We start from the raw sequence: 18,883 nt of genomic DNA, 5'->3' as shown, positions 1-18,883 counted from the left end.
TATTTTAAAAATTTTGTTATAGTGTTTTATATCCTTTATTAAACTCTTTCAAACTATAAGGAGAAAAAAATTAGTGGAAGTTTCAAAGGAGATAACAGACATTGGCGCATTTCTGTAAGAAGAGGAGCATCTTTATTTTAATGGTATTAATAAATTCATGTTTATTCTATTTTCATCCTGAAGAAAATGTATAGCTAAGAGACACAAGTTTATTTTGACTAAGAATTAAAAAATGGAGACTTAGCGTATAAGCGTTTCTTTGATGAGCATGAACAACAGGACTTTCCGAATGTGTTTATAAGATTTTATTATTGATTTATATAAACCTTCCACCGATTTTGGTGGAAGATTTTTATGAATTCAAAAATTCCTTTGAGTTATAGTATAATCAAGAAATTAAGCTGGAGGTTTTCCTCTGATATTTTAGTAAGTTCTTTTGATTTTTTTAGTTAAAACAATCATGAAAGTCAAATTACCATGAGCTACGTCTGTTATATTTTCTTAAATACGGCAACAAAGAATTTAACTTTTTAGATAAGCATATTGGTATATTCTTAATAAAAGTAGGATAAAGGTTATATGAATTATACTAGGTGAAAAGGGTGAAGGTTAAGTATATTGAACAAAAAAAAGATACCATTACAAACAAAAATATTAGGATTGATTAGCACGTTAATTCTTTTTATTGTTTTTCTTCTTGCCAGTATATTTGCTTATTTACAATATGTCGATGCAAGGACTCAAGTTAAACAATTGGCATTGCAATCCGCTATGACAATCTCTCTTATGCCAGAACTTAAAGAATCCATTGGGAAAAGTGATTTAGACCTACGTTTTCGTCCAATTGCTGATCAAGTAATAGATCAGGTAAATGCAGAAAATATTATTATTGAAGATCGAGAGAAGATTATTTATTCGCACAGAAGCCCAAGTCAAGTTGGTCAGAAGAGTTTTGATCATACAAATAATTATGGGTTAATATTTGGAGGTTCTAATAATTTTGAATTAGAACGAGAGAGTGGTTCTGTTTTAATCGGGAAGGTTCCTATCATAGCAGACAATGGAGAATATACTCGTGTAATTGGAACCGTAGCGGTTGAATACGCAGAAAAAGAGATTTTTCAAAATATCTATAAACGAATTAAGTCCATTCTCATCGCATCTCTGATTGTTTTAATTTTAGGAATCATTGGTGGTGTTTTTTTAACCAAAAGTATTAGAAAAGATACTATGGGGTTGGAACCGCATGAAATCTCCTCACTATATAGAGAAAGAAGTGCCATTCTGTTATCCGTTATGGAAGGAATCATTGCAATCGATCAAAATGGTTTCTTAACATTAATCAATCATTCTGCTAGGTCGATGTTGAACCTCAAGGATGAATCCTTGATTGGTCAACATATCCAATTTGTCTTACCAGCAATTACTATCGATGGTGTATTACAGAAAGGTAAGCCCATTCATAATGTAGAGATATTAATTAATGATAAAGTATATATATTTAATTTTATTCCCATTATCGAAAATGAAAAGATTATGGGTGTGGTTTCTAGTTTTCGTGATAAAACAGAGCTTAAAAAGCTTATTGATACGATCACAGAGGTTCGTGAATATTCTGAGGGACTCCGTGCGCAAACGCATGAGTACTCTAATAAACTTTACTTATTGTCAGGATTAATCCAATTAGAGAGATATCAGGATGCCTTTGAATTTATACAAAAGGAATCAGCTAATCACCAGCACCAAAACCGAATCCTATTTAATCAAATTCAAGATATAAATGTTCAAGCGATCTTATTAGGGAAACTGGGCAATGCATCAGAAAAGAAAATTGCCTTTGAAATTGATCCTGATAGTTATGTAGATGTCTTACCAAGTCACATAGAAATCACGGATATCATCACAATCATTGGAAATCTTATTGATAATGCATTTGATGCTGTAGCCGATCGAAAAGAGAGAAGGGTATCTTTCTCAATTACAGGAATTGGGAATGATATCATTATAGAAGTAGCAGATAACGGAAAGGGAATTGCTGAAGATATGTTAGATTTTATATTTGATTTACGTAGTTCATCAAAAGGAAAAAATAGAGGGTATGGATTATTTAATGTTAAACAAATTGTAGAATCTTTAGGTGGAACAGTAGAAGTGAAAAATGACAAAAATGGTGGGGCCATTTTTACGGTATTCCTACCGAAAAAATGAAATTTACTCAGTGAGATGGGGGACTCCTATCTAAATCGGATGTCTAAATATCAGCATAGGGAGATAAAAGAAGGAGAGGGAAAAAATGATTAAGGTTGTCATTGCGGAAGATGATTTTCGTATTGCACAAGTGCAAGAACAGTTTTTGCATAAGGTACCAGATGTAAAGGCCGTTCAGAAGGCATTGAATGCAAAGGAAACGATGGACATACTAGAGAAATATGAAGTTGACTTGCTTTTTTTGGATATCTATATGCCCGATGATCTTGGAACAAATTTGTTAGCAAAGATACGGGATCATTATCCAACAATTGATATTATTATAGTGACTGCTGCAACAGAAAAAACGATGCTTGAGACAGCAGTCAGATATGGTGTGAGTAACTATTTGTTGAAGCCAGTAACAATGGAGAAATTTGTTGAAGCGGTGGAAGAATATAAAAAAAAGAAAAAACTTCTAAGCTATCGTGATGAGGTCGACCAAACATTGATTGATCGATACTTTGGCGTTGCTAATCAATTGTCCTCAGCTCAAAAAGACTTACCTTCAGGTGTTGATCGTCATACTTTAGAAAAAGTGAAAGAGGTAATGAAAGAACTAAAAGGTGGTATTTCCATCGAGGAGATGGGTGAACAAATCGGTGCATCTCGAACAACTGCGAGAAGGTATTTAGAGTTTCTTGTTTCAATTGATGTCTGTACGGCAAAACATGAATATGGAGTTGTTGGAAGACCTGAGAGGAAATATTACTATAAAGAATAACAACAAGGTTAACTCAAAAATTAGGACAAGGGATGAACAATGAGAAAAATAATGTTTATTTTCGGGCTTGTTGTTATGCTTTGCTTTGGTTGTTCACAAGATGAGGGGCATGAAGCGATAACAGATACAGTAACAATCATTGCCCCAAGCTCGATTGGTGGAGGTTGGGACAAAACAGCAAGAGCCATACAGGACATTTTACTGAGTAACAATTTGATTGATGAGGATATTCATGTACTGAATAAAATTGGTGCTGGTGGAGAGCTAGGATGGAAATATACTAAACAACAAAAAAAACATGTGCTAGCAATGAATTCAAGCCTACTCATTACTAATCATTTGTTGGGGCAAAGTAAGTTAACCTACAAAGATTTTACACCAATTGCCACTTTGGCTACAGAATGGAGTGTCGTAATTGTCTCCAAGGATTCAGAAATAAAAAGTGCAAAAGCTTTAATGGAAAAGCTCAAAGAAACACCTCAAGCATATAAAATAGGAGTTTCCCCGAGATTAGGCAATGATGATCAAATTTCTTTTGTATTAGCGAGTAAACAGGCAGGAGTGCAACCTGAAAAACTAAATTTTTTTGTTTATGAGAATAGTGGTCAAGTAGTTGATGCATTATTAAAAAAGCAAATTGATGTGGCAACGATGACTTTATCCGAGGCTAAAAAATATTATGATTTGAATCAAGTACAATTGCTTGTCATTTCCTCGGAGAAACGTTTAAAGGAGCTCCCCGAAATTCCTACATGGACGGAAGAGGGAATAGATGTAGTTTTTAAACACTGGCGCGGTATTATGGGACCACCTAATATGTCAAAAAAGGAAATCGAATTTTGGGATATGACATTTGCAAAAATGGTCAAAACCAAAGAGTGGAAACAAATTTTGCAGACGTATATGTGGGAAGATTTTTATATGAACAGTAGAGATACATCTAGATTTCTTGATGAGGAAAATAAGAAATATGAGAAATTATTGGAGATTTACTAAGTAAAATACTCTTATTATGTACAATTTTTTTATTAGGTTGACTATTGAGAACTATGTGTTTTCCTTTCTACCGTCTCATCCGATGGTGGAGAGAATACATAGTCCAAGGTTAGCCTCTTTTTTTGTTTAGCAAAAACATACAATGCTTTCCGTGAACAAAATGTACGAAGTAGCTATAAAGAAATTAATAAACATTAATTTGTAAACGATTACATTTGGCCGATGTTATTTTATTATAAGGTGTAATATTCGGAAAATTAGTTATTTAACAAATTAATAAATAATTTCACAAAGCATTTAGGGGGAGTATTATGCTAGCAATTTTAGGTTTTTTAATGATAATAGTCTTTATGATTTTGATTATGACTGGCCGTCTTACAGCAATGATTGCATTAATTGTAGTTCCAATTACGTTCGCAATTATTGGTGGATTCGGAAGTGAAATGGGACCTATGATGTTGGATGGGATTAAAAGTGTCGCTCCGACAGGGATTATGATTTTATTTGCAATTCTTTTCTTTGGTATTTTGATCGATGCTGGCGTATTTGATCCAATCATTAAAACGATTCTTAGACTAGTAAAAGGGGATCCTGTAAAAATTGCTATCGGAACAGCCGTATTAGCCCTTTTTATTTCTTTAGATGGTGATGGTACGACAACATACATGATTACTATTTCTGCCTTTCTACCGCTTTATAAAAGAATTGGCATGCGACCAATTGTATTAGCTGGTATTGCCGTTTCAGCTTCAGGTGTGATGAACCTTCTACCTTGGGGAGGACCAACAGCAAGAGTTATGACAGCCCTGAATCTGGAAATGTCTGAGGTTTTTACACCAGTGATTCCAGCGATGATTGGCGGGGCTATCTTTGTTCTGTTTATGGCATTTACCCTTGGAAGACAGGAAAAAAAGCGGATTGGTATTATAGAATATGATTATGAAGCGGCAGCTCAGCCTGCTGCTACAGCTGAAGATGACTATTTGAAACGTCCAAAACTGATTATCTTTAACTATACTCTGACAATTGTTCTTTTAGTAGCGTTAATTATGGAGTTATTACCACCTGTTGCATTATTCATGCTTGGTTTTGCGATTGCGATTACTGTAAACTATCCAAAATTGAAAGATCAGAAGGAACGTGTTGCGAATTATGCTGACAATGCATTATCTGTTGTTTCTATGGTTTTTGCAGCTGGGATATTTACAGGCATTCTTTCAGGTACATCAATGGTAGATGCGATGGCAAACTCAGTGATTCATTATATTCCAGATGCAATGGGTTCTCATTTTGCTGTTGTTACAGCCATTCTCAGCGCACCTTTTACATTCTTTATGTCTAATGATGCCTTTTACTATGGCGTACTGCCGTTACTTGCAAAGGCAGGAGCAGTATATGGCATTGATCCAGCCTTAATCGGTAGAGCTTCTCTTTTAGGTATGCCAGTACACCTTCTAAGTCCGCTTGTTCCCTCTACTTATTTATTAGTAGGTATGGTAGGAGAGGATTTCGGGACACTACAACGTATCTTCTTAAAGTGGGCATTCGGTTCTACAATTGTCATGATTATTGTCTGTGTAGTATTGGGGATCTTCCCCCTATAAATGCCACGGCTCATGGGGCGAAAAAGATTACCTAGTGAAAATCATTTATTTATAAGTGTAAGAGAAGCCTTATTTTAATGGGCTTCTTTTTTATTTTCATATTCGAATAACTACATAAACTGGAAATTATTTAGAAGGATGTTTCAGATAGGCGCTTTAAAATGTTTTTATTCGTAAAAAGGACGATCATCATATACGATAAAAATATTGAGACTTAGGATTATTAGTGCTCTATTCTGCAATTAAAAAGAAATTATTAAAATAGGAGAAAGGTGGTATGAAATATGAAAATCCGTAAGATTGATCATGTGGGGATAATCGTCAATGATCTTCCTGCAGTGAAAGCATTTTTTCTTGACTTTGGTCTTGAGGTGCTAGGGGAAGGAAAAGTGGAAGGTGAATGGGTGAAGAGGATGGAGCGGGTATTAGGGCTTCAAGGTATTAAAGAGGACGTTGCAAAAACGTCAGATAGTGACGCAAATCTAGAAATAGTAATGTTGCGAACACCAGACGGCGAGGCGAATATTGAACTAGTAAAATTTAACGCGCCATCAAATCCAATAAGCATCCAGCATCCTTTAACAAATACTAAGGGTCTCCAACATATTGCCTTCAATGTTGAAGATATTGAAGCCCTCGTTAACAATTTGACAAAGAAGGGCGTAGAACTTATTAGTGACATTTATAGCTACGAAAACGCCTATAAATTATGCTACGTGCGTGGGCCAGAAGGAATTATTTTAGAGCTCGCTGAAGAAATCAAATAGCTAATCAGCAACTTTGTTGAAAAGAAACCACTAAAAGGGGGTTTCTTTTTTGCCCCTATAGGAGCTTATACTTAAATATCACTATTTTCTACCCTGAGGGTCTAAGTTGATAAAATACCGAAACCTAAGGGCATAAAAAATAGGATGTTTCCAACGATATTCCTTAATGAAACATTAGCATGTAAACCATATATAGCCGCAATTGGAGTTAGGTTCATATCTCCTCTTGCGGCATACAAGTAGAAAGGGAAGAGGGTTAAAGAGTATAAAAAAATTCCTGAAAAATAGAAAAAAGGCTTTCATCATTTCATTATTAAAGGAGAATTGTTTTTTAACAGCTAAAACTATAATTCTGTAAATGATTCAGAACTAGCTAACAGTTTCCCTTAAAAATATTCTAGTATAAAATCATTAAAGTCTGTAAGAAATTTCTGGTATAATTACATAAATCTATGTTTATTTTGAGGAGTGATGTCGTGAAGAAGCTATTTATAATAACTAGTTACTTAGGGTTTTTTATATTAGGAGGTATGACTTTTACCTACTTTTCAACAACGGAAGCAGCAAGTGACATGAAAAAGATCAGCGTGTTTCAGGATCCGATTAATTACTATGTAGATAAGGTTGAAAAAGTGCCGTCAGAAGGTCAATCTGGATTTAATTATCAAGGCACAATATATGTCCCAATGCGTTTTATCGCTGAATCTTTAGGTGAAAAAGTAACATGGGATGGGAAAACAAAGTCTGTTTATATTGGTGATGTTCCCAAATTCACCGCTTTAAAAGATGTAAAACCTATTGGGAGTGAGGAAGACCACTTCTTCCACAATCCAAGCTCTGTCACTATTAGTACAGGTGAGAAGTTTGAGCGATCCTATCAACTTGGTGGTTATCATGGAGGAGGCGCAGTTCAAGACCATACAGTGGAATACTTAGCCAATGGAAATTACAAGGGATTCGAAACCTATCTGGCACCAATTAAAAAGTTAGCAGCTAATTCTTCCGGAATAGGTTTCCTGAAAATTTACGCAGATGGTAAATTGGCTTATGATAGTGGAGCAATCAAAGACAAGGTAAAGGTTCATGTTAATTTAGAGGGTGCTTCAAAAGTGAAGTTTGAACTTGAAGGCAGTGGTTTAGGTATATTAGATCCTAAATTTATTCAATAAACCTTCTATACTATTAAGCAAAAAGACGATGACATAATAATTTGTCATCGTCTTATTAATTTTGGTCTCTTTACCACTATTTCAAAATAGATAATTGCCAATACATATTTGGCAATATTTTCACCTTTAAGTATAAAATAGTTGGATGGTATATGGTATAATTCCATACGATACTGATACATAAAAAAGGAAAAGGGAGAGAAAAGAATTTGATGAAAAAGATGATGAAACGAACGAGTGCAGCATTGCTTGGTGCCTCATTAATGCTGACGACAGTTGTCCCTGTTATTCATGCAGAAGAGCAAACACCACCCCTAGTACCGTCGATAAGTGAATGGGCGATAGAAACTTTAAATGAGGGCGAAAAATACGGGATTTACTCAACTGAATGGTATTTTGATGGCTTCCTTCAAGAAATTTCAGTGGATAAAGTAAATGAACTACTAGCTTTAACGGAAAAGAAAGTTGCCTCTCTAGGCCTAGCTGAAAATAAACAATACAAACCAGTAAGTGTGAAAAATGATAACACACGTGGGGATATTGTAAAGCGCTTGTATAATATTGTGGCGCGTTATGATTTACCTGTTGGTACAGATGCTGTTCAATTTATGAAAGAGCAAAATATATTACAAGGCTCTCCCAATGGACTTCAGTTAGAGAAAAAGGCAACGACTCAACAGGCTGTTTTACTAGCTGTTCGTTTCATTCAGAGTACATATGCACTTGCAGAGCAAGGATCTAAAGGGGTAGCCTGGGTAGTAGAGGATGAGGATACACTTATCTACTTATTAGGTTCGATTCATTTAGGGACACCAGACTTATATCCATTCGATAAAAAATTAGTAAATGCGTTTGATGAATCTGATGCACTGTTAGTAGAAGCAAACATTTTAGATACAGAAGCACTGGAATACTATTCAGAAAAAGCAATGTATACAGATGGCTCAACATTGAAAGATGCTGTTGCACCAGAAACATATGCAAAGCTTGAACAAGTGGCAAAGCTTTATGGTCTTCCAATGGAGCAGCTAACAGTGCAAAAGCCGTGGATGCTTTCTAGCGCACTATCGATGTTAGCTATGGACGATTCCTTTGGTATGACTCCACAAGAGATGGCAATGCACGGTATTGATATCTACTTTTTATTAAACGCACAGTTGCAGCAAAAGCCAGTAATTGAATTAGAAGGTACAAGAGCACAGGTTGATATGTTTGAAGGATTATCACCAGAGGCACAGGAGCAGTCATTAGTCGCTGTACTGGATAGTATCATTAATCCATCTGAAGAAAATCAATCTGAAGTTCTTCAAGAGTGGTTTACAAGCTGGAAGCAAGGAAATGTTGAAGAGTTTGCAAAAAGCTTCCAAGCAATGGAAGGTACATCCTCTGAATTTAATGAAATGCTATTTGGTCTACGCGATGAACAGATGGCAAAGAAAATCATGAATGTACTGGAAGAAAAAGAAGGTAAGTACTTTGTTGTTGTTGGTTCAGGTCACTTCCTAATCGATAAAAATATTCGCTATCATTTGGAGAAAAACGGCTACAAGGTAAAGCCGTTTTATCAATAAAATCGATTTCCCCTCGTAAAAGGATAGATTATTTTCTGTCTTTTACGAGGTTTTTTTATGCATGTAAGACAATAATGATCATTTGACTCTAACAATCTAAATAATCGGATTATTGTTGCAACGAAAAAAAAATCGTGTTAGTATTAGTAAAACGTTTTACTAAAACGTTTTACTTGTGAAGGGGATGAAAATATTGAGAAATAAACGAATTGCAACGATTGGGGATGCAATGGTCGTTTTTAATCCATCTAAGACAGGTCCTCTACGTTTCGTTCCTTCCTTTGAGCGAGCTGTTGGTGGTGCAGAATTAAATTTTGCGATAGGTGTTACACGTTTAGATATGGAAGCAAAATGGATTAGTTGTATTGGAGACGATGAATTTGGCAAGTTAATTTATAACTTTGCGCGTGGTGAAGGAATCGATGTGTCACATGTTTTACGAACACCACATATTCCAACGTCTATCTACTTCAAGGAAATACGGGAAGACGGTGCAGGTAAATCGTTTTACTACCGCAACCCATCACCTTTACTTGAGCTGACAGAAGATCGTATAGATGAGTCAGTACTGGATGATGTGGACCTATTACATATTAGCGGCGTGTATTTAGCGGTATGTGAACATAACATTGAAGTTGCATTGAAATTAATTACTTTAGCACAGGCGAAAAATATTCCAATATCTTTTGATCCAAATTTACGTTTAAAACTATGGACTATAGAAGATGCCCGAGCGGTATACGAAAAAGTGTATCCATCTATCAATCTTCTGTTAACAGGACAGGATGAATTTGAGCTTTTATTTGAAGGGCGTACAATTAAAGACGTTCAAGAGAGTTATAAAATAGATGAAATTATTGTGAAAAAAGGTGAACAAGGCGCCACGGTTTATACAGCCACTGAACAGTATGATCGAGAAGCATTTTCCATTCGTGCCATTGATACAGTTGGAGCAGGGGATGCATTTGATGCTGCCTATGTCTATAGCTATTTAAATGGTGATGATATCGTAGAACGCCTCCGTTTAGCTAATGGTGCAGGTGCATTGGTAGCAACAATTAAAGGAGATAATGAAGGGCTTCCATCCCTGCAAGAATTAAGGCAATTTATTGGTGATGAAAAACTAATTGAGCGTTAGGAGTTGTCAGGAATGCAAAAAATCGAAATTTTGAAAGCGTTGTCAGATGCGAAAATTGTAGCTGTTATTCGTGGGAATTCACCTGAAGAAGCGACGGAAATTTCAAAAGGTGCTATCTCAGGTGGTATTCGAGCAATTGAAATAACGTATACAACGCCTTTTGTTGAAGAAACTTTTAAAGCATTACGCAATAGCGATGCAATAATTGGAGCTGGCACAGTATTGGATGTTGAAACTGCACGCCACGCGATTTTAAACGGTGCTAAATTTGTTGTTAGTCCAAGCTACAACGCTGCAATTGCAAGGCTTTGCAATCGCTATAGCATTCCATATTTACCAGGCTGTATGACCATTACAGAAATGGTGACAGCACTTGAAGGTGGAAGTGACATTATTAAACTATTCCCGGGAAATCAATTTGAACCAAACTTTATTAAAGCCGTTAAAGGGCCTCTACCACATATCACAATTATGCCTACAGGTGGTGTTGGTTTGGCTAATATGAATGAATGGTTAGAAGCAGGCGCAGTTGCAGTTGGGATTGGAAGTGATTTAAATAAAGCATTTGTAAAAGATGGCTATGCAGGTGTAGTGGAACGTGCCAAAGCATATATCGAAAATCTATCAAACTAGGAGGTAATGACGTATGAATATGACATTTAGATGGTATGGTCGTGGCAATGATACAGTGAAATTAGAAGATGTGAAGCAAATACCAAATGTAAAAGGTATTGTTTGGGCACTCCATCACCTACCAGCAGGAGAGGTATGGACTAAAGAGGCTATTCAAGATGAAGTTGACTATATTCAATCGTTCGGATTCCATACAGATGTCGTGGAAAGTGTCAATGTCCATGAAGATATTAAATTAGGATTGTCAACACGTGATCAATATATAGAAAACTATAAACAATCTATTCGCAACCTTGGTGAAGTGGGTGTCAAAGTTATTTGCTATAACTTCATGCCCGTATTTGATTGGACACGTACAGATTTATTCCATCCATTAGAAGATGGCTCAACGGCTCTCTATTTTGATAAGGAAAAGGTCATGAACTTAGATCCACAAGAACTGGTGAATGAAGTAAGCGCATCTTCGGATTTAACCCTTCCAGGATGGGAACCAGAACGATTAGCTCGACTTTCAGAATTATTTGAGCAGTACAAAGAAGTAGATGAAGTTAAACTTTGGGATAACTTAACTTACTTCTTACAAGCTATTTTACCAGTTGCGGAAGAGGTAGGTATTCAAATGGCGATTCATCCAGATGATCCACCGTATTCAATCTTTGGCTTACCTCGCATTATTACAGGAGCAGAAAGCTATGAAAAATTAATTAAAATCTCTGATTCCATGGCAAATGGCTTTACGTTCTGCTCAGGTTCAATGGGAGCAGACCCACAAAATGATATGGTAGCCATCGCTGAAAAATATGCATATCGTGCTCCGTTTGCTCATATCCGCAATGTCAAGATTGTGGAAAATGGTAGTTTCTTTGAAACATCACATTTTACATCGGATGGTTCAATCGATATTAAAAATATTGTACGTACATTAAATGACCAAAACTATGAAGGTTATGTACGTCCAGATCATGGTCGTCATATTTGGGGAGAACAATGTCGTCCAGGCTACGGCTTATATGATCGAGCACTTGGCATTATGTATTTAAATGGACTTTGGGATGCTTATGAAAATCTGAAGAAATAGGTGACGTGTATGAAAGCACTACAAGTAATCAAACCTTTTGAAATGGCTTTAATTGACGTAGCAGAACCAGTAATAACAAAGTCAACAGATGTCCTTGTTCAAACAGAATATGTTGGTATTTGTGGCTCAGACATGCATATTTATCATGGCTCGAATCCAGTAGCGACATTGCCTCGTGTACCTGGGCATGAAGTTGCTGGCCGAGTGTTAGAGGTTGGTCAAGACGTACAAGGTTTAAAAGCTGGTGACAAGGTTGTAGTCGAACCAATTCGTTATTGTGGTGAGTGCTATGCTTGCTGTAAAGGACAACCAAATGTCTGCGAACAACTTTCTGTTTTTGGTGTTCATGAAGATGGAGGCATGCGTGAGCGTTTTGTTGTAGCTGAAAAGCAATTGCATAAAGTAGCAGACCACACTTCTTTAGAAGAGGCAGTCTTAATTGAACCTTATACAATTGGCGCGCAGGCAGTATATCGTGGTGAATTACAGGCTGGTGAGACACTATTGATTCAAGGGGCCGGACCGATTGGCATTTGTATTTTAAAGATGGCTAAATTAATAGATGCACGCGTGATGATTTCTGATCTGGATCCAGCAAAGCTCTCATTTGCAAAAGAACTTGGTGCAGATGTAGTTGTTAATGTAAACGAGCAAGATTTATTAGAGGCTGTTAACCAATGGACAGATGGAGTAGGTGTCAATGTATCTATTGATGCAGTTTGTATTCCACTAACATTTAAGCAATCTATCGATGCTGTTTCAGTTGCTGGGAGAGTAGTAGTCCTTAGCTTTGGAGAGGAAGCCATTGAGCTTGCCCCACTACCAATTACGAAAAAGGAATTATCGATAAAAGGTTCACGTTTACAAACATTCCAATTTGAAAATGTAGTGAAGCTTGTTGATGCTGGAAAGCTACAGCATCAAGGTTTAATTACACATACTTTCTCATTACATGAAGCAAAAGAAGCATTTGAATATATAGAAAAAAACCAAAATGAAGTACGTAAAGTTATTTTAAAAGTAGGTGAGTAAGGTGCATGAAGCATTGCAAAATAAAGTGGCTGTTGTAACGGGTGGTAGTGGTGTTCTTTGCTCAGAGATGGCAATGGAATTGGCTAGGCAAGGTATGCGAGTTGCTATTTTAAATCGTACAGCGCAAAAAGGAGAAGCAGTCGTCCGATCGATTACAGAAAATGACGGAGAAGCAATTAATTTTTCTGTGGATGTTTTAAACAAAGAGTCGTTAATAGCAGCGAGACAAGCAATTTTACAGCAATATGGTCAAATTGATGTACTGATTAATGGAGCGGGCGGCAATCATCCAGATGCCATTACGGCTGATGAAGTATATAAAGAACAATCGACTACACCAAATTTCTTTGAATTAACACCAAGTGGTTTTGAAAGCGTATTCTCGAATAATTTTACAGGAACATTTTTGGCTGCCCAAGTTTTTGGTGAAGCATTGCTGAGAACGAAGGGGACGATTATTAATATTTCATCCATGAGCTCCTATGCCCCTATGACAAAAGTGCCTGCATATAGCGCGGCAAAGGCAGCGATTAATAACTTTACGCAATGGATGGCGGTGCATTTTGCAGAAGTAGGTTTACGTGTTAATGCCATTGCACCTGGATTTTTTATTACCGAACAAAACCGTAATTTATTGCTAACAGAAGATGGTTCATTAACTGCACGTTCAGAAAAAATCATTACAGCTACACCACAAAAGCGTTTTGGAAAACCACAAGATTTATTAGGAACTTTATTATTTTTAGCTGATGATACATACTCAGCATTTGTCACTGGCGTAACAATTCCTGTTGATGGTGGATTTATGGCTTATTCAGGCGTTTAGCAAAGGGGATTTATTTCAAATTTAGGGGTGAATGATATGAAACAACAAGGTATTTTTGGAGACGGCAAAACGGTTGTTATTGTCATGCTATTTTTAGCGGGTGTCATAAACTATTTAGATCGTTCAGCATTATCAATTGCAGCACCATTTATTCAAGAAGATATTCATCTAACGTCAACACAATTAGGGATTATCTTTAGTAGCTTCTCTGTTGGGTATGCCATTTTCAACTTCTTAGGTGGAATGGCTTCCGATAAATTTGGTGCCAAGTTAACGCTATTTGTAGCGATGATTGTATGGTCTTTATTTAGTGGAGCAATGGTTTTAGTCGTTGGGTTCGCTTCGTTGATTATTGTTCGTATTGTATTTGGTATGGCGGAAGGACCCTTGTCATCAACCATAAATAAAATGGTGAATAACTGGTTCCCGGCGGATAAACGTGCCTCTGTAGTAGGGCTAGCTAATAGTGGTACACCCCTAGGTGGTGCGATTGCAGGTCCAATCGTTGGTTATATTGCATTAGCATATGGCTGGAAATATTCATTTATTGCGATTATGATTCTTGGGTTTATTTGGGCAATTGTATGGTTTAAGGTGGTAAAAGAAAAGCCAAATAAAGAAGACAGTGTAGAACCAATGGCAAATTTAGAGATTGCAGCAGAAGATATCAATCATAGTCGTGGTCTATCATACTATTTAAAACAGCCAACAGTATTGTTTACAGCCTTTTCGTTCTTTGCCTATAACTATATTCTATTCTTTTTCTTAACTTGGTTCCCAAGCTATCTAGTAGAAGCTCGTGGAATGGCTGTAAAAGATATGAGTATTGTAACGGTTATTCCGTGGATTTTAGGATTCCTAGGTTTAGCATTGAGCGGAATTGTCTCAGATTTCATTTATAAACGTTTTATGCGTAAGGGAGTTTTATTCTCTCGTAAAGTCGTTCTAGTTACATGTTTATTCTTAGCAGCTGTATCGATTGGCTGCGCAGGCATTGTAACAACAACAGTTAGTGCTGTTGCGCTTGTTGCTACCTCTGTTTTCTTCTTATATTTAACAGGAGCTATTTACTGGGCAATCATTAATGATGTGGTGGAATCTAAGTATGTTGGATCTGTTGGTGGCTTTATGCACTTCCTTGCAAACACAGCTGGTATTATTGGGCCAACTTTAACAGGTTTCCTAGTAGACAGAACAGGAACATTCTCCGCAGCTTTCCTACTTGCAGGCGGCTTAGCGGTTATCGCTTCATTAGCAGTTATTAAATTTGTTACACCAATAGTTCATAAAGAAATAGCTTAGAAATAGAAAGGATGGATTCAAATGAACAATCAAGCAGTTATTAAAATTCATCCGATGGACAATGTTGCCATAGCCTTGAGTGATCTTCCTCAAGGCTTTTTACTTCCATTGGATGGAAAAGAAATAACGTTACAGCAACAGGTACTATCTGGGCATAAGATTGCCATCACAACTCTTTCTAAAGATGCACATATCATGAAATATGGTTTTCCAATTGGTCATGCGACAGAAGAAATCCCAGCAGGTAGCTGGGTTCACTCACATAACATGAAAACCAATTTATCGGGTGAATTAACCTATGAATTTATTCCAAAAACACATCCCGTAGCGGAGTCTCGTCACGCACAGCGCATGTTCAAAGGCTATCGTAGAAAAGATGGTCAGGTTGGTGTTCGAAATGAAATTTGGATCATTAATACGGTTGGATGTATTAACAAAGTAGCTGAAAATCTGGCGAAGTTGGGCAATCAATTATTGAAGGCTGACAATTTTGATGGTGTACAGCATTTCCCTCATCCATATGGCTGCTCACAACTTGGTGATGATTTAACGTATACACAAAAAATCTTAGCTAATTTAATTCACCACCCAAATGCAGGGGCAGTTATTGTATTAGGGCTAGGGTGTGAGAACAATTATATTAAGCTCTTTAAGAAAACAATCGGTCATTATGACGAACAACGCGTTTCCTTTTTAAATGTTCAAGAATCAGCAGATGAAATGGAAGAGGGTCAACTATTGCTTGAAAAAGCCTTTGACTATGTGGCGACATTTGAAAGACAAGCATTACCTATTTCAGAATTGAAAATTGGTTTGAAATGTGGCGGTAGTGATGGTTTCTCTGGCATTACAGCTAATCCGATGATAGGCGTATTTTCTGACCAATTGATCTCAGCGGGTGGTGCAACGGTGTTAACGGAAGTTCCAGAGATGTTTGGTGCTGAACAGATTTTAATGGAACGTGCAAAAGATGCCTCTGTTTTTGAGGATATTGTACATTTAGTAAATAATTTTAAGCAGTATTTTATTAAATATAATCAACCTGTCTATGAAAATCCCTCTCCAGGAAACAAAGCGGGTGGAATAACAACATTGGAAGAAAAATCACTTGGCTGTATTCAAAAAGGGGGCTTCCAAGAAGTAAAAGAGGTACTTGATTACGGTGAACGTATGACGACAAAGGGGCTACATTTACTAAACGGTCCAGGAAATGATCTTGTATCAACAACAGCACTTGCCTCCACAGGCTGCCAAATCGCTCTTTTCTCAACAGGTAGAGGTACACCGTTTGGGGGACCTACACCTACAGTTAAAATTTCAACAAATACACCACTTTATGAACGTAAAAAAAATTGGATTGACTTTAACGCAGGGCAGTTAGTGGAAGGGAAGCCGATGGATGTATTAGTCGATGAATTTATGGATTATATAATAGCGCTAGCTTCAGGTGAAGTGCAAACAAATAATGAGAAATATGGATTCAAAGAAATCGCCATTTTTAAAGATGGCGTCACGATGTAGGAGAGAAATGATATGAAACATCCTATTAAAATAATGCAAATAGGTGATGGGAATTTTATCAGAGGCTTTTTTGATCTAGCAGTTGAAAAACTACAAGTCCCTTGCAGTATCGTTTCAGTCGCAGCAACAGCAAGAGGAAAAACACTCAAACAGCTAGAAGAACAAAAGTTACAGTTCAAAGTGATGGAACGTGGGCTAAAAAACGGTGAGGTTGTAGAAGAAGAAACCACTGTTAAGATTATTCAAGATACGATTCACCCGTGTGAGAACTGGCATACATTTTTACAATATGCGCAGTCTGAAACATTAGAAATGATTGTGTCTAATACAACAGAGGCAGGGATTTATTATGAAAATATTCCTTATCCCACGGCTTGCCCAACAAGCTATGCAGCAAGGCTAACCGTCTTTCTAGAACAATATTACAATCATTTTCAAGGTGAAAAGCAATTGGCAATTGTGCCTTTGGAATTAATAGAACTGAATGGCTCTACATTAAAAACGATTTGTCTACAGCACGCTAAAGACTGGAATTTGCCTACAGCATTTAATGAATGGCTTGCTACGTTAACTTTTTGTAATACACTAGTCGACCGTATTGTAACAGGTTATCCCCGAGATTATCAGGGGAAGGACGCCCTTTACACAGTTTGTGAACCCTATTTCTTATTTGTAATTGATGAAAAAGAGCCATTTAAACATTGGCCAACAAGTCTTGATTTACCTTTTGTCTTTGATGATTTAGACATGTATCGGAAACGCAAAGTCGCCATTTTAAATGGTAGTCATATTTTGCTTTCAGCATTCGGCAAGATTTTTAACCATACAACTGTAAGAGAGGCATTTTCTCATGCAGGTGTTCGAGCCTTTATTGAAAAAGTAACAAACGATTTTACCCAACGCTTCCAAGTGGATGAACATTATCAGCAAGATGTCTTTGAACGTTTTTTAAACCCCTTTATTGAGCATCAGCTCTATGATATTCAATTAAATGAGTTATCCAAGTGGCAAACACGTATTGCCCCATACACTGAAACAGAAATATACTATCAAGCTTTAGCAATAGGGATATATGCAATGAATCCAACACGCTTTTCCATTCGTGAATCTGATCAAGTTATTGAAAAACTGACTGAAATCCATAACGATTTTGAACAAGGTCAGACAGAGCCAATGCAACAATTTATCGAACATTATTTCCAGTGTGATGCAGCAGAGGTTATTCAGCAATTAGCCACAATTACTAGTTTATTGGAGGAAATAGCATGCGACAATTGATCATTAATGAACCGTTTCAAATGGTGGAACGTGAAGTAGACAAGCCGAGTATTGAAGGAAGTCATGATGTTTTATTAAAAATCACGCATATTGGCGTATGTGGAACAGACACACATGCTTTTGCAGGTGAACAGCCATTCTTTCGTTATCCACGAGTATTAGGCCATGAACTAGCTGCTTTCGTGGAAGAAGTCGGTGAAGCAGTTACGGACATTCAAGTAGGTGATCGTGCAACAGTTATTCCATACATCCATTGTGGGGAGTGTGTTGCATGTCGTCGAGGTCAAACGAACTGCTGTAAGTCCTTGAAAGTATTAGGTGTACATATCGATGGAGGTATGGGCGAATATATCGTAGTTGAGGACAGTATTGTAATTACTGATAATGCTGTGTCAGGTGACCAATTAGCCATTGCAGAACCATTAGCTATTGGTGCTCATGCAGTACGTCGTTCGGAACTAACAGAAAATGATACGGTACTTGTTATCGGTGCAGGGCCCATTGGATTAGGAGCTGCACGTTTTGCTAAATTACGTGGCGCAAAAACAGTATTAATGGATTTGAACGAAGAACGTTTAAAGGAAGGACAGGCATGGTCGGAAGCAGATGGTGTGATTGTTGGCAGCCATGACATAATGGCGCAGTTACATGAAAAATTTAATGGTGAACTACCTACAGTTGTCTTTGATGCAACAGGCAATCAACAATCAATGGAATCTTCTTTCCAGTACGTAGAGAATAGTGGCACATTAGTGTTTATTGGTTTAATGAAGAAAACCATTACATTTAATGATCCTGAATTTCATTCAAAGGAATTAACATTGAAAAGCAGTCGTAATGCTACGGCAGAAGATTTTGAGACGGTTATGAACTACATGCAGTCAGGAGCTATAAAGAAAGGCTATGTCACGAAAAATATTGCATTCGATGAAGTGATTTCTTACTTTGAGGCAAAACAATACAACACAAATAAAGCACAAATCTATGTTAAATAATG

At 36.9% G+C, this 18,883-nt stretch carries 16 protein-coding genes; all 16 read left to right on the top strand.

Annotated elements, in window-relative coordinates; genetic code table 11:
- Positions 1 to 615 precede the first annotated feature (615 nt).
- The 16 genes from MHB39_RS21880 (at position 616) to MHB39_RS21805 (ending at position 18,881) form a co-directional block, all read left to right on the top strand.
- Complete coding sequence (locus MHB39_RS21880) at positions 616 to 2,208, top strand: sensor histidine kinase (RefSeq protein ID WP_339281026.1); 1,593 nt, start codon at positions 616 to 618, stop codon at positions 2,206 to 2,208.
- 85 nt (positions 2,209 to 2,293) lie between these two features.
- The gene (locus MHB39_RS21875; protein WP_342545367.1) at positions 2,294 to 2,971 is read left to right on the top strand and encodes a response regulator; all 678 of its coding nucleotides are present in this window, start codon (positions 2,294 to 2,296) and stop codon (positions 2,969 to 2,971) included.
- Between the two features lie 39 nt (positions 2,972 to 3,010).
- Positions 3,011 to 3,967 carry a tripartite tricarboxylate transporter substrate-binding protein gene (locus MHB39_RS21870; protein ID WP_342545365.1) on the top strand — a complete coding sequence of 319 codons (957 nt, stop codon included), beginning with the start codon at positions 3,011 to 3,013 and terminating at the stop codon, positions 3,965 to 3,967.
- A gap of 311 nt (positions 3,968 to 4,278) precedes the next feature.
- Positions 4,279 to 5,571, top strand: a complete 1,293-nt coding sequence (locus MHB39_RS21865; RefSeq protein WP_016991563.1) for a CitMHS family transporter — start codon at positions 4,279 to 4,281, stop codon at positions 5,569 to 5,571.
- Between the two features lie 284 nt (positions 5,572 to 5,855).
- Positions 5,856 to 6,338: a VOC family protein gene (locus tag MHB39_RS21860; RefSeq protein WP_342545364.1), complete on the top strand. Its 483-nt coding sequence runs from the start codon at positions 5,856 to 5,858 to the stop codon at positions 6,336 to 6,338.
- 476 nt (positions 6,339 to 6,814) lie between these two features.
- Positions 6,815 to 7,507 (top strand): stalk domain-containing protein, encoded by a 693-nt coding sequence (locus tag MHB39_RS21855; RefSeq protein WP_026023318.1) that lies wholly within the window; start codon positions 6,815 to 6,817, stop codon positions 7,505 to 7,507.
- Positions 7,508 to 7,719: 212 nt separating this feature from the next.
- Positions 7,720 to 9,078, top strand: a complete 1,359-nt coding sequence (locus tag MHB39_RS21850; RefSeq protein ID WP_342546950.1) for a TraB/GumN family protein — start codon at positions 7,720 to 7,722, stop codon at positions 9,076 to 9,078.
- 184 nt (positions 9,079 to 9,262) lie between these two features.
- Positions 9,263 to 10,216: a sugar kinase gene (locus tag MHB39_RS21845; protein ID WP_342545363.1), complete on the top strand. Its 954-nt coding sequence runs from the start codon at positions 9,263 to 9,265 to the stop codon at positions 10,214 to 10,216.
- A 12-nt stretch (positions 10,217 to 10,228) separates the two neighbouring features.
- Positions 10,229 to 10,849, top strand: coding sequence for a bifunctional 2-keto-4-hydroxyglutarate aldolase/2-keto-3-deoxy-6-phosphogluconate aldolase (locus MHB39_RS21840; RefSeq protein WP_066037922.1), 621 nt, complete (start codon positions 10,229 to 10,231; stop codon positions 10,847 to 10,849).
- Between the two features lie 13 nt (positions 10,850 to 10,862).
- Positions 10,863 to 11,927, top strand: a complete 1,065-nt coding sequence (gene uxuA, locus MHB39_RS21835; RefSeq protein ID WP_342545361.1) for a mannonate dehydratase — start codon at positions 10,863 to 10,865, stop codon at positions 11,925 to 11,927.
- 9 nt (positions 11,928 to 11,936) lie between these two features.
- Positions 11,937 to 12,959 carry a zinc-binding alcohol dehydrogenase family protein gene (locus MHB39_RS21830; RefSeq protein ID WP_342545360.1) on the top strand — a complete coding sequence of 341 codons (1,023 nt, stop codon included), beginning with the start codon at positions 11,937 to 11,939 and terminating at the stop codon, positions 12,957 to 12,959.
- A complete protein-coding gene (locus MHB39_RS21825; RefSeq protein ID WP_221681773.1) occupies positions 12,952 to 13,785 on the top strand; it encodes an SDR family oxidoreductase in 834 nt (277 codons plus the stop codon). Before MHB39_RS21830 ends, MHB39_RS21825 begins: the two co-directional genes overlap by 8 nt.
- Before the next feature lie 36 nt (positions 13,786 to 13,821).
- Positions 13,822 to 15,087, top strand: coding sequence for an MFS transporter (locus MHB39_RS21820; RefSeq protein ID WP_052125406.1), 1,266 nt, complete (start codon positions 13,822 to 13,824; stop codon positions 15,085 to 15,087).
- A 21-nt stretch (positions 15,088 to 15,108) separates the two neighbouring features.
- Positions 15,109 to 16,608 (top strand): altronate dehydratase family protein, encoded by a 1,500-nt coding sequence (locus MHB39_RS21815; protein WP_342545359.1) that lies wholly within the window; start codon positions 15,109 to 15,111, stop codon positions 16,606 to 16,608.
- Positions 16,609 to 16,620: 12 nt separating this feature from the next.
- Complete coding sequence (locus tag MHB39_RS21810) at positions 16,621 to 17,886, top strand: hypothetical protein (protein WP_342545358.1); 1,266 nt, start codon at positions 16,621 to 16,623, stop codon at positions 17,884 to 17,886.
- A complete protein-coding gene (locus MHB39_RS21805) occupies positions 17,874 to 18,881 on the top strand; it encodes a zinc-binding alcohol dehydrogenase family protein (RefSeq protein WP_016992806.1) in 1,008 nt (335 codons plus the stop codon). The genes MHB39_RS21810 and MHB39_RS21805 overlap by 13 nt, the downstream gene beginning before the upstream one ends.
- Positions 18,882 to 18,883 lie beyond the last annotated feature (2 nt).

Origin of the sequence: Lysinibacillus sp. FSL K6-4013 (genome assembly GCF_038630435.1) — a bacterium.
Classification (GTDB): domain Bacteria; phylum Bacillota; class Bacilli; order Bacillales_A; family Planococcaceae; genus Lysinibacillus; species Lysinibacillus boronitolerans.
This window is presented reverse-complemented; position numbering and strand designations above follow the sequence as displayed.